Here is a 12,472-nt window from a genome sequence, read left to right on the forward strand (position 1 = left end):
TCAGCCGCCCTCGGCGGCGACCACCGGCAGCGAGCGCCGGGCGGGCCGCGGCTCCAGGCCGCCCCGCTGCCGCGGCCGGGCCGCGGCGCGCGCCGCCTCGGTGAGCTCGGCCTGCAGCGAGTGCTTGTTCGCCCGCGCGATCGAGACCTCGACGACCTCGCCGAGCAGATCGAGCTCCCCGGCGCCGTCGATGTGCGCGATCTCGTGGCGCCCCGTCCGGCCGGACCAGAGCGCACCGCCGGCTCCGCCGTGACCCCGCTCCTTGTCGCGCCCCTCGACGAGCACCTCCTGGGTCGTCCCCACGAGGGCCGACAGGTGGGCCGCGAGCAGCGCCTCGCTCTGCTCGAACAGGCGCGCGAGCCGCTCGCCCTTCACGCCCTCGGGCACGTCGTCCGGCAGCTTCAGCGCGGGCGTGTGCGGCCGGCGCGAGTACTTGAAGCCGAACAGCCCCTTGAACCCGACCTCGCGCACGAGCGACAGCGTCGCCGCGAAGTCGTCCTCCGTCTCGCCCGGGAAGCCGACGATGATGTCGGTCGAGAGCGTCAGGCCCGGGACCGCCTCGACGAGCGCCCGCGTCCGCGCGACGTACTCGGCGCGCGTGTAGCGGCGGATCATCCGCCGGAGGACCCGATCGCTGCCCGACTGCACCGGCATGTGCACGTGGCGCGGCAGCACCGGGAGCTCGGCGTGGGCGAGGACGAGCGAGGGCGTGAGGTGCCGCGGGTGCGGGCTCGTGTAGCGCAGGCGCGCGAGGCCGGGGACGTCGGCCGCGACGCGCCGGAGCAGCGCCGCGAACTCGCTCTCGTCCGGGTCGTCCGCGCTCGCGCCCGGGGCCCGCGGCAGCGCGCCGAGCGGGTCGCGGTAGCTGTTCACCGTCTGGCCGAGCAGCGTGACCTCGCGCGTCCCCGCGGCCACGAGCGCCGCGATCTCGGCGACGATCTCGTCGCTCGGCCGGTACCGCTCCGGCCCGCGGGTGTGGGGGACGATGCAGAACGAGCAGCGCTCGTCGCAGCCCTTCATGATGGTCACGAACGCCGTCGGCGCGGCGCGCGGCGAGGAGGAGGACGAGGGCGACGGCGGCGACGCGACGAGGAACCTGGGCGCGTCGAGGTCGAACACCGTGCGCGCGATCGGCAGCCCACCGATCGCGAGGTCGCCGAGCAGGCCGGGCAGCTCCGGGATGTTGTCGGGCCCCACCACGACGTCGATCGCGCGCATCTGCTTGAGGAGGCGCTCCCCCTCCTGCTGCGCCACGCAGCCCGCCACGACGAGCACCCGGTCCGCGCGCTCCCGCTTCCAGCGCGCGAGCCGCCCCACCTCGCTCCGCAGCTTCTGCTCGGCCTTCTCGCGCACGCTGCACGTGTTGAGCACGAGCACGTCCGCCTCGTCGACGCTGCCGGCCTCCGTGTAGCCGGCGCAACGGAGCACGTCGTGCATCCGCTCGGAGTCGTGCACGTTCATCTGGCAGCCGAACGTCGTGATGGAATACCGGGGCATCGAGGCGATGAACGCTCTAACAGAAGGGGCCCGAGGCCGCCACCTCGCGCGCCAGGAGCCCCGCCGTCGACGCCGCGCCGCGCGAGCGCTCCCGCTCCCCCCATCGTCAACCCCGCGCGGGCACCGCCGACCCCGCGCCGATCGACGCGCGCGGGGCCGCTCCAGCGTCGGCGCGACAACAGCCGGCGCCACGTGCCGCCAAAAGGACACTGACGCGGCGCAGTACCATGTTAACAATCGGCTCGGGAGGAGACCGATGGCTAAACTGGAAAACCTGGTAGACCTGCTCGATCGCGCGCTGAAGCTTCATGGTCACCGGCCGCTGTTCGGCACGAAGACCGATGGCCGCTGGGACTGGATCACGTATGCGGAGTTCGGACAGCTCGTCGCCAGGTTCCGCGGTGGGCTGGCGTCGCTCGGCATCCAGCGGGGGGATCGGGTGGCCCTCATCTCCAACAACCGCGTCGAGTGGGCGGTGTCGGCTTACGCCTGCTTCAGCATGGGAGTCGCCGTCGTGCCGATGTACGAGGCGCAGCTCCCGAGCGAGTGGGCGTTCATCATCAACGATTGCGAGGCCGTGGCCGCGATCGTCGCCACGCCGCAGATCTACGGTAAATGCAAGGATCTCGCCGAGAAGGCGCCCTCGCTGAAGCACGTTGTCTGTCTGTTCGACCCCGACGGGGCGAGGGACGGCGTCCCAGGGGCGAAGACCAGCTCGTACAAGGAGCTCCTCGCCGCGGGCGAGGGGAGCCCGGCCCCGGTCATCCAGCCGACATCGAAGGACACGGCGTGCCTCATCTACACGTCGGGCACGACCGGCAACCCCAAGGGGGTGATCCTGTCGCACGGCAACATCGCCTCCAACGTCTGCGCGGTGCTGGATCTCATCCCCTTCGGCGGCGGCGATCGGAGCCTGTCGTTCCTACCTTGGGCCCATTCGTTCGGCCACACCGGCGAGCTCCACGTGATGATCACGGTGGGCGCGTCGATGGCGCTGAGCGAGTCGGTCGACAAGATCCTCGCGAACCTCGGCGAGGTGCGCCCCACCGTGCTGATGAGCGTCCCGCGGATCTTCAACCGCATCTACGAGGGCGTGCAGAAGAAGATGGCGGGGAAGCCCGCCGTCATCCAGGCCCTGTTCCGCGCCGGGATGCGCGCCGCGACGAAGAAGCAGAAGGGCGAGCCCCTCGGCCTCGTCGAGCGGCTCGCGCTCGTCGCGGCGGACCGCGTCATCTTCTCGAAGATACGCGCCAGTATCGGCGGCAAGCTGAAGTACGCCATCAGCGGCGGGGCGGCGCTCGCCTATCAGGTGGCCGAGTTCGTCGACGCGCTCGGCATCACCGTCTACGAGGGCTACGGCCTCACGGAGACATCGCCCGTCGCCACCGTGAACTACCCGGGGGCCCGCCGTCTCGGCAGCGTGGGCAAGCCGATCCCGGGCGTGAAGATCGTCATCGACAGGTCGGAGACGCACGATCCGAAGCAGGGAGAGATCGTCGTCTACGGCCCGAACGTCATGGTGGGCTATTACAAGCGCGACGAGGAGAACAAGGCCGTCTTCACGGAGGATGGCGGCTTCCGCACAGGCGATCTGGGCTACCTCGACGACGACGGGTACCTCTTCGTCACGGGCCGCATCAAGGAGCAGTACAAGCTGGAGAACGGCAAGTACGTCGCGCCGGCCCCGCTCGAGGAGAAGATCAAGCTGTCTCCGCTGATCAACGGCGCGATGATCTACGGCGACAACCGCCCCTTCAACGTGGCGGTGATCGCGCCCGAGATGGCGGCGCTCACGGAATGGGCGCGGGCCGAGGGGCTCTCGTTCGAGTCGACGGAGGCGATGCTGAAGCACCCGCGGGTGGTCGCGCACGTCCAGGCGGAGGTCGACAGGTACGCGTCTGATTTCAAGTCCTTCGAGAAGATCAAGCAGATCGCCCTCACGGCCGAGGATTTCACGGCGGAGAACGGGATGCTCACGCCGACCCTGAAGCTGAAGCGGCGCGTGGCGCTCCAGAAGTACGGGCCCGCGCTCGAGGCGCTCTACGGCGGCGCGGGCGGCGCGGAGAAGACCGCTGCGCGCGACGCCGCGCAGCCCGGCTGAGCCTCCCGCGCCCCCCGACCGGCGGGGTCCCTCGCCGCTCCCCCGCCGCGACCTGCCGTCCCCCCCCCGTCCACGCCCTCTCCCCTCCCGGCGCACCTTCGCGTACGCTGGACGCGCCGGCGCGCGCGACGCGCGACGTCGACCGACGAACGGGAGCGGCATGACGACGACAGGCACCCGGAGGCGAACGCTGTATCCCGAGATCGAGCCGTACCGCGCCGGGAGGCTGCGCGTCTCCGATCTTCACGAGATCTATTTCGAGGAGTCGGGCAATCCGCGCGGCAAACCGGTGGTCTTCGTGCACGGCGGCCCCGGGGGCGGCACGGAGCCGAAGCAGCGAAGCTTCTTCGACCCGGCCGCCTACCGGATCGTGCTCTTCGACCAGCGGGGCTGCGGCAGGAGCACGCCGTACGCGTGCCTGGAGGAGAACACCACCTGGCACCTCGTCGAGGACATGGAGAAGCTCCGCGAGCACCTCGGGATCGAGCGCTGGCAGGTGTTCGGCGGCTCGTGGGGGAGCACGCTGTCGCTGGCCTACGCCGAGCGCCACCCGGAGCGGGTGACGGAGCTCGTGCTGCGCGGCATCTTCCTCCTGCGGAAGCAGGAGCTCGACTGGTTCTATCAGCGGGGCGCGAGCGCCATCTTCCCCGACGCGTGGGAGGAGTACCTCGCGTTCATCCCCGAGCCCGAGCGGGACGACCTGCTCACGGCGTACCACCGGCGCCTCACGAGCCCGGACCCCGGGTTGCAGCAGCGGGCGGCGCGCGCGTGGAGCGTCTGGGAGGGGCGGACGAGCTGCCTGTTCACGAACCATGAGCTCGTCGCGAAGACGTCAGGTGATGAGTTCGCCCTCGCGTTCGCCCGGATCGAGTGCCACTATTTCATGAACAAGGGGTTCTTCACGACGGAGACGCAGCTGCTCGACGACGTGCGCCGGATCCGCCATATCCCGACCGTCATCGTGCAGGGCCGCTACGATGTGGTCTGTCCGCCCGAGAGCGCGTGGGCGCTCCACCGCGCGTTCCCCGAGTCCGATCTGCGCATCGTGGCGGACGCAGGGCACTCGGCGATGGAGCCGGGCATCCTGCACGAGCTGGTCGAGGCGACCGACCGGTTCCGTTGACCCGCGGGCAACGAGCGCGGCCGCGGCGGCGCGGCCGAGCTCGCTGGACATACCCGGTACACCAAACACTGTATTTCGCGGTCAACCACCTCCCGAGAGCCGATCGCCCCCTCTCGCTCTCCACGAATTCAGGCCGCGCGCAGGTTGTTGAGTCTGCCGGAGCCTGCCTCTCGGGGTGCGATCCGGCCGAATTATATCGGACTTGGCTCTCCGGCCGCTTGCGCCGCGTGGGGTCGGTCTTTAACGTAGACAAAGGGAATGGTTGATTCCCTCGTGGAGGCTTATGGCGAAAAAGGCAGCACGGAAGACATGGATCCTGGTCTCCGACGCAAGCCGTGCCCAGCTCTATCGTGAAGAGCCTGCGGGCAAGGGCTTCACCCTGCTCGAGTCATACAACCATGACGAGAGCCGGGCGCGCGTGCGGGATCTGATGGCCGACGCGCACGGCCGCAAGCCGAACGGCACCTCCGGTGGGAACGCCAGCCCCGGCGGCGGCCCGGGGGGTCAGTACCTCGGCCGTCCCGGCGCCGCCCCCGACACCGATCCCAAGGAGGTCGAGAAGCAGAAGTTCGCCCAGGAGCTCGCGGAGGTGCTGGAGAAGGGTCTGAACGAGCACGCCTACGAGACGCTGGTGCTCGTCGCGCCGCCGCACTTCCTCGGCCTGCTCCGCGGCACGGTGAGCAAGCAGGTCAGTAACCACATCGAGACGAGCGTGGACAAGGACCTGAGCTGGCTGGACGGCCCCCGGCTCACGGAGCGGCTGCGCGAGCTGCGGGCCGGATAACGCCGCTCCCGGCTGCCTCGAACGTGTAGGCGACGCCGAGCCCGACGACGTTCGCCCGGGCGCTGTAGGCGCCGCCGTTGATGGTGTTCGGGCTCTCCGGCGGATTGGCCCGCACCGGGCTCACCTGCGGGAGCCGCGCTTCCCTCGGATCGACCCTCACGTCCGCGGCGAACGCGTGCGCGTAGCTCGCGTCGAGGCGCCACCGGCCGAGGTGGACGCCGAGGCCGGCCGCCGTCGTCAGCTTCGTCGCGTCGATCGTCAGGACCGAAAGGTACCCGGGCGGGACGGCGCTCTGCTCGAGGCTCACGCCGGCGCGCAGATCCCACCGCGCGCCCGCGAGATCGAAGGAATACTCGCCCCCGAGCCTCGCCGAGAGCGAGCTCTCGAACCGCCGCGGGAACGAGACGGCTGGCACGCGGAACTCCTCCGGGAAGCCGGCGACGTTCCGGAGCACCACGCCGTCGGGCTCGACGAGGATGTCGTCGTGCATGCTCCAGCCCTCGACGCCGAGCCCGAGCTCCACGCGCAGGTCGTCCACGACCCGCGCCTCCACCCCGGCGCGGAGGATCCACGGCAGGTCGAACGCGACGTCGGCGTCCTCGCCCTCCTGGACGGCGCGCTCGAAGACGGGCGCCGCCGGGAGCCGCGCCCTGAATTTGGCGGGCGCGCGCACCCAGATGGGCAGCTGGAAGGCCAGGCCGACGCGCCAGCGCGGCGTCGGGACGAAGAGCGCCCCGAGCTGGCCCGTGGGCGCCACGATGGGCGCGACGCTGAGCTCGGAATGGATGTCCCACTCCGGATCTTCGGGCGCGCAGAACATCCGCTCCGGGAGGCACCCGGAGACCACCATCCGGCTGTTGAACGCGCCGACCAGCGCGCTGACCCCGGCGCCGAAGCGCCATGCGGGCGACGGCGCGTACGCCGCCCCGACCCCCACGAGGGCGAGCGCGGAGCCCTCGAGCGTGAGCAGCGCGTAGCGCTGGGGCGCCGGCATGCCGTTCACCTGCTCCGGATAGCTGGAGAGGGCCGCGTACGGCGCCCACATCCCGCCCCAGACGACCCACCGCGGATCGACCTTGAACGACGCCGCCAGCGTGGGGATCGGCAGCACCGGCGCGCTGCCGGTCACCGGCGCCATCGTCTGCACGAAGCTCGCGCCCGTCGGCTCGCCGGTGTTCGGGTCGACCTGCCGTACGATCGCCTGGCGCGTGTGCCGGCTGCGCCACTCGAAGAGCCCGACGTCGAACAGGACCTGGGTGCCGGCCTCGTAGACCCCCGCAGGGTTGTAGGCGATCGCCCCGAGATCGTCGCCGCCGGCGATGTATGCCCCGCCGCGGGACGACGGGCGGACGCCGCGGTCGGTGAAGTACAGCCCGGCGGCGCCGGCGTCGCCTGCGGGCAGGAGGAGCGCCCCCGCGGCGGACGCCACGGAGAGCACGGCGCGGATCGTGGGCGTTTGCACGTGGATCACTCGTGCGGCCGGTTCTTGACGATGGCGTAGATCTGCTCGAGCCCGCGGGTCTCGTCCGTCAGGAAGTCCCTGGCCGAGACAAAAAGCTGCCGGTAGTCCTCCGCCGTCAGCGGCGCGCCGCTCCCGGCCTCGATGCGGTTCACGTCCGCGAACGCGTCGAGGAACACGTCGAGCGGCGCTCGGCCGTCCGCCATCGGCGTCACCAGCGCCGGGAGCACGCGACCCATCGCGCGATACCTGTCGTAGCGATCGTCGTTGAGCGCCTTCAGCGCCTTGAGCCCCGCGTCGGCCGCGCCCGGCCCGCCGGCGCCCCCCGCCGGGGTCAGCGCGGTCGACGCGGCCTTCAGGATCCGGCGCGAGGCGTCGTCGTCGGCGAGGAGCTGGAGGCCGTCGGCGAGCGTCGTCGGCAGCGCCTGGAACGGGGCGCCGGCTGCGTCCGCGTCGAGCAGGTAGGTGAGGAACCGCTCGATCTCCCGCCGCGCCGGCTCGTGGGCGCGGACTGCCTCCATCACGTCGACGGCGGCGGCGAACAGCGGATGGCTCAGGAGGTCGCTCACCGTGGCGCCGAGCTCCTTCTGCGCCCAGGCGCACCGCCCCGTCGTCTCGCGATCGGGGCAGTGGGCGTTCAGCTGCTCGCGGAGGACGCGCAGGACGAGGGCGCCCATCCTCGGGAGCGCGCGGTTCTTGAACCGGGCCTCGGGCCCCGACCCCTCGACCGCGAGCAGCGCATCGACGAGCTCGTCCACGCCGCGCTTCCACTGGCCCTCTCGCTCGGCTGCGTCGGGCGCATTGCGCTGCGCGAAGCGCGCGTCGATGCCGTTCAGAGCGCCGGCGAGGAGGGTGAACACGGTGAGCTGGTCCTGGACCCGGCCATCCGCCCACGTGGCCTTCTTCTTCCCCCAGCGGTCGACCATGCCCACGCCGGCGGCGTAACGGGTGCTGAAGAGGATGCGCGCGAGCTTCTCGATGACCTGCGCCTTCGTCAGCGGCCGATCTGCCGCGGGGCCGCGCCGCACGGTCACGGACGTGTCGCGCGCCACCCGGGCGAACGCCACCGACGACGCCAGGACGTCCTCGGCCCGGAGCGCGTCGGCCATGAGCGGCTCGTAGCTGTTGACCCCTGCCTCCGAGCAGTACGCGGTGTTGGTCTCGGGCGAGCCGGCCTTGATGCACTCCGGCCCGTGCTCCTTGCCCGGCCAGTGGCGGTACGCCGTGCTGAAGAGATCGGTCAGGATCGCCTCGCCGGTGGTGCCGTGGTCGACGTCGGCGAACGCCTTCACGATGGGGCCCAGGTACGCGGCAAGCCCGAGCTGCTCCAGGAGGTAGGTCGTCCCCGGGTGGCGCACCCGGATCAGGTTCTCCGGGGAGCTGCACTCGTTCACGCCCAGCGCGTTCCTGGGGCAATGGATCGTGCCGGCCGGCTCGAGCGTCCCCGAGATGAACAGGTTCGTCGTCAGGTTCGCGCCGGCCCGGAAGGGATCCAGGTCCGGCAGCCCCGGGAACCTGGCCGAGTCCGCCCCGAAGTAGATGAGCCGGCTGAGCGCGGCCGGCGTGGGGTGGCTCGTCAGGCCGCCGATGCCGCTGGAGTCCACCAGCACCGAGTCGGTCACGAGCATCGCCAGGGCCGAGGGCTTCACCTCGAGCTCGGCCCGCTTCGGATCCCCGTCGGGGAGGAGCGAGTCGAGGTAGAAGGCCGCCAGGTCGTCGATCTGGAACAGCTCGCACTCGGCGAACTCGACGAAAGGCACCGTGACCTCGAAGGCGCTCACCACGGCGCCCTCCTTGTTGCACTGCCTGACGCCGGCGGTGTCGTGCATGAGCTGCATCAGCCGCTCCATGCCCGAGCGGTTGTCGCCGCCCCTCGGCTTCTTCGGGTCGACCGGCGTCTTCGGGGCCGCCGTCGACGGCGCCCCGACCGTGAGGTTGATGGCCGGGCCGTTCAGGTCCGACGGGTTGTACGCGTACTGGTCGCGGGTCGTGAGCATCGCCGCGATCGCGTCGCCCGCGTGCCGCGCGCTGCCGTGCGGGGTGAGGAGCGCGCCGCCCGCGATCGCCTCGAGCAAGCGCGCGACGAGCCCCGGCTGCTCCACGGCCCCGCCGAGCGCCGCCGCGAGCTCGTCCCAGAGCGGCGCCTCGTCGTCGATCCGCGCGGGGGCCTCCTTGCCCTGGGCGGCCAGCCGGTCGTGCTCGCGGGCGACGTCCCGGATGCGCAGCGCCGCGGCGGTCATGCGCGCGAGCTCCGCCTCGCGGTTCTCGAGCAGATCGATGAGCGTGAGCAGGAGGACGTCCGAGTCCTTGTCGGCGAGCACCTGGCCGACCGCGTGCGCGAGGTCGGCGAGCGGCGAGTCCTCGCCGCGGAAGCGGCGGTACGACAGGCAGCCGTCGCACCGCTCGTCCGCCGGCACGATCTTGCCGCGGCGGACGTCGTAGCGGGCCTCCTCGCGGTCGCCGAAGAGCAGGTACGCGCCGGAGAGCGCGTACATGAGCCCTTCGTGCTCGGTCTTCCACGGCTCCGGATCGCCCTTGCCCGCGTACCGGGTCCCGTCGACGAGCGGCACGATCGACCGCAGCGCCGCGCCGAGGACGGTGCGGGAGGTGTCGACGTAGGCGTAGAGCTCCGGCGAGAGGCCCCCGAACGGGTCCCGCGGCGGCTCGGTGACGCCGGGGATGGCGAACGGCGGTTCGATCGCGAGCGGCGCGCCGGTCCGGTCCACGAACCTGCCGGACGCGTCGACGTCGGCGAGGCCGTCGCCGTCCACGTCGGCGAACGGCGCGGGGACCCCATCCCCCTGGGGGAGGACCCACCCGCGCCCATCGCGGCGGGCGATGAAGATCGACGGCGGCGCGGCGAGCTCGGGGTGCTCCGCGAGCAGCGCCGCCTGCGCGAGCTCCAGGGCCGTGCGCGGGCGGCTCGGCTGCGCGGTGGCGGCGTCGATCGCGAGCGGCGCCCGCTCCGGCAGCGACAGCGTGGCCAGCTCCTGCTCGCCGGCGGCGAGCAGCGCCTGGAGCGCGGGCGCCCCCGGGCCGCCGGGGCCGAGCACGTCGAGCGCCGCCACGGTCATCGGGCGCAGCCCGGGGTACGCGAGCGCCGCGCCCGCCATGCCGAGCCCCACCTCCGCCGAGCGATAGCCCTGGCGCCCCCAGATGCTCGCGAGCGCACAGACGGGCGTTTCCTGCCCCTCTGCCCGGTCGCAGGCGATCGGCGCCCGCTCCCGCTGCCTCTTCTGGTCGCCCTCCTCTTCCTCCGGTCCCTCCGGCCGCGCGCTCTCCTCGCCGCCGTGGATGAGCGCGTCCAGGAGCCGGGCGATCCCCCGGGTCGACGCGGGCAGGACCGCCGGCCCCGCCGCGTCGAACGGGTTCGTCTCGTAGAGCGGCGCGAGGGTCTGCGAGAGGCTCAGGACGGCATCGTGCAGCCGGATCTTGCCGCCCCCCTCGCCGGGCGCGACGTTGTCGATCTCGATGTCCGGCACCGCGGCGTTGACGGCGTCCACGAGGGCGTTGCGCCACCGCGCCATGGCCTCCACCTTGGCCACGCCCAGCCTGCGCGCCTGCTCCGCCCGCTCGCCGGAGACCGGCGGGAGCAGCGAGACGTCGACCTCGTCCTCGTACCGGCCCTCGCGGTCGTAGTGACAGACGCGCTGGTACGAGGCGCCCGTGGGGTCCTCGTGGAGGCTCGACGCGCCCACGCGGTCGCAGAGCATGCCGAAGACGTCGTCGCCCAGCCCGCCGCCCTCCGTGACCTTCGGAGGCGCCACCCGCGTCGTGTCGAGCGGCTCGTGACACGAAGCGATCGCCCCGCCGGCCGCGATGAGCGCGACGAGCCGGAGTACGACAGCGGCCGAGGAACCCAGCGCGCGCCTGCGCATGACGACAACCTCCCCCAGTTACCCCCAGGGTAGACGATTCCACCCCAGGTGCGTAGGGGCTTGGTGCCCCTGCGGGTGTCAGGTGGATGGCGCCGGAGCGCGCGTTCTCCAGTTCTCCAGCGTCACTGCGCTGCGACGAGGACGGCGGCGGGCTCGTGGGTATACGCTGCGGAGCGATGGCGACCCAACCCACCCCGCTCACCGCTGTCGTTCTCGCTGCTGGACAAGGGACTCGGATGAAGAGCGCCCGACCGAAGGTGCTCCACGAGCTCTGCGGCCGGCCGATGCTCCATTACGTCGTCGACGCGGCGCTGGCCGCCGGCGCCTCGGACGTCGTGGTCGTCGTCGGCCACGGCCGGGACGAGGTCTCGGCGGCCCTGGACAAGGCGTTCGGCGCCCAGGGGAAGAAGGTCCGCACCGCGCTCCAGGCCCAGCAGCGCGGCACGGGCGACGCGGTGCGCTGCGCCATGCCGCACATCGACGCGACCTCCGAGGCGGTCCTGATCCTGTGCGGCGACACGCCGCTGCTCGATCCGGAGCAGCTCACGCAGCTCCGCGGGGCGCTCGACCGCGCGGGCGACGCGCCGATCGCGATGCTCACCGCGGAGGTCTCCGATCCGACGGGGTACGGCAGGATCCTTCGCGACGCGTCGGGCCGCGTGATCGGCATCCGCGAGCACAAGGACGCGACCCCCGAGGAGCGCGCGATCACCGAGGTGAACCCCGGCGTGTACCTCGCCCGCAGCGGGTTCCTCGGGCGCGCGCTGGCCGGGCTGACGACGGACAACGCGCAGGGTGAGCTCTACCTGACCGACATCGTCGCGCAGGCGGCGAAGGCCGGCGGCGCCGCGGCGGTCGTGGCCAGGGACGTCGGCTCGCTCGTGGGCATCAACGACCGCGCGCAGCTCGCCGCCGCCGAGGAGGTGCTCTACGGCCGCATCGCCGACCGGCTGCGCAAGAGCGGCGTCACGATCCGCACGAGCGCCCGCATCGACGCGGGCGTGGCCGTCGAGCCGGACGCCGTGATCGAGCACGCCGTGGTCCTGCGGGGCCGGACGCGCGTCGGCGCGGGGGCGCGGATCGACGTGGGCTCGGTGCTCACGGACGTGGTCGTCGAGGCAGGCGCCTCGGTGAAGCCGTACACGGTCGCCTCGCAGTCGTCGATCGGCGCCGGCGCGCAGATCGGGCCGTTCTCGCACCTCCGCCCGGAGAGCCAGATCGAGGCCGACGCGCACATCGGCAACTTCGTCGAGACCAAGAAGACCGTGGTCCGGAAGGGCGCGAAGGCGAACCACCTCGCCTACCTCGGCGACGGCGACATCGGCGAGGGCGCGAACGTCGGCGCCGGGACGATCTTCTGCAACTACGACGGCTTCCGGAAGCACCGGACCGAGATCGGCGCCGGCGCCTTCATCGGCAGCGACTCGCAGATCGTCGCCCCGGTGAAGATCGGCGCCGGCGCCTACGTGGCGACGGGCACGACCGTGACCCGCGACGTGCCGGACGAGGCGCTGGCGATCGGCCGGGTGAAGCAGGAGAACAAGGAGGGCTACGCGACGCGGCTCAAGGCGCGGCTGAAGGACGCGGCGAAGAAGTAGCGGGCGCCGTGCTGTTCACGCACGGTGAGGGG

At 72.1% G+C, this 12,472-nt stretch carries 7 protein-coding genes; 4 read left to right on the forward strand and 3 right to left on the reverse strand.

Translation table 11 applies throughout. The features are described 5' to 3' along the window. Positions 1–1,497, reverse strand: coding sequence for a tRNA (N6-isopentenyl adenosine(37)-C2)-methylthiotransferase MiaB (gene miaB / locus WME73_RS29475; protein ID WP_437911689.1), 1,497 nt, complete (start codon positions 1,495–1,497; stop codon positions 1–3). 256 nt (positions 1,498–1,753) lie between these two features. On the opposite strand from miaB, the gene WME73_RS29480 reads away from it, so the two are divergent. From WME73_RS29480 to WME73_RS29490, 3 genes are all read left to right on the forward strand, one after another. Further along, complete coding sequence (locus WME73_RS29480; protein WP_437911690.1) at positions 1,754–3,598, forward strand: AMP-dependent synthetase/ligase; 1,845 nt, start codon at positions 1,754–1,756, stop codon at positions 3,596–3,598. A 160-nt stretch (positions 3,599–3,758) separates the two neighbouring features. Then, entirely contained in the window at positions 3,759–4,721 is a 963-nt protein-coding gene (pip, locus tag WME73_RS29485; protein ID WP_437739726.1) for a prolyl aminopeptidase, read from the forward strand. Positions 4,722–5,004: 283 nt separating this feature from the next. After that, the gene (locus WME73_RS29490; protein WP_437739727.1) at positions 5,005–5,505 is read left to right on the forward strand and encodes a host attachment protein; all 501 of its coding nucleotides are present in this window, start codon (positions 5,005–5,007) and stop codon (positions 5,503–5,505) included. Here WME73_RS29490 and WME73_RS29495 read toward each other — a convergent pair. Both WME73_RS29495 and WME73_RS29500 read right to left on the reverse strand, forming a co-directional pair. Beyond that, a complete protein-coding gene (locus WME73_RS29495; RefSeq protein WP_437739728.1) occupies positions 5,471–6,967 on the reverse strand; it encodes an OmpP1/FadL family transporter in 1,497 nt (498 codons plus the stop codon). The two genes, WME73_RS29490 and WME73_RS29495, sit on opposite strands and share 35 nt — an antisense overlap. 5 nt (positions 6,968–6,972) lie before the next feature. Further along, positions 6,973–10,842, reverse strand: coding sequence for a hypothetical protein (locus WME73_RS29500; RefSeq protein ID WP_437911691.1), 3,870 nt, complete (start codon positions 10,840–10,842; stop codon positions 6,973–6,975). Between the two features lie 176 nt (positions 10,843–11,018). On the opposite strand from WME73_RS29500, the gene glmU reads away from it, so the two are divergent. Further along, positions 11,019–12,440 (forward strand): bifunctional UDP-N-acetylglucosamine diphosphorylase/glucosamine-1-phosphate N-acetyltransferase GlmU, encoded by a 1,422-nt coding sequence (glmU, locus tag WME73_RS29505; protein WP_437911692.1) that lies wholly within the window; start codon positions 11,019–11,021, stop codon positions 12,438–12,440. Positions 12,441–12,472: the final 32 nt, after the last annotated feature.

Source organism: Sorangium sp. So ce302, from assembly GCF_051530145.1.
In the GTDB taxonomy this organism is placed as follows: domain Bacteria; phylum Myxococcota_A; class Polyangia; order Polyangiales; family Polyangiaceae; genus Sorangium; species Sorangium cellulosum_B.

Excerpts from the sequence above, each read along its gene's own strand:
- miaB (WP_437911689.1), bottom strand. The coding sequence starts at position 1,497 with ATGCCCCGGTATTCCATCACGACGTTCGGCTGCCAGATGAACGTGCAC.
- WME73_RS29480 (WP_437911690.1), top strand. The coding sequence starts at position 1,754 with ATGGCTAAACTGGAAAACCTGGTAGACCTGCTCGATCGCGCGCTGAAG.
- pip (WP_437739726.1), top strand. The coding sequence starts at position 3,759 with ATGACGACGACAGGCACCCGGAGGCGAACGCTGTATCCCGAGATCGAG.
- WME73_RS29490 (WP_437739727.1), top strand. The coding sequence starts at position 5,005 with ATGGCGAAAAAGGCAGCACGGAAGACATGGATCCTGGTCTCCGACGCA.
- WME73_RS29500 (WP_437911691.1), bottom strand. The coding sequence starts at position 10,842 with ATGCGCAGGCGCGCGCTGGGTTCCTCGGCCGCTGTCGTACTCCGGCTC.
- glmU (WP_437911692.1), top strand. The coding sequence starts at position 11,019 with ATGGCGACCCAACCCACCCCGCTCACCGCTGTCGTTCTCGCTGCTGGA.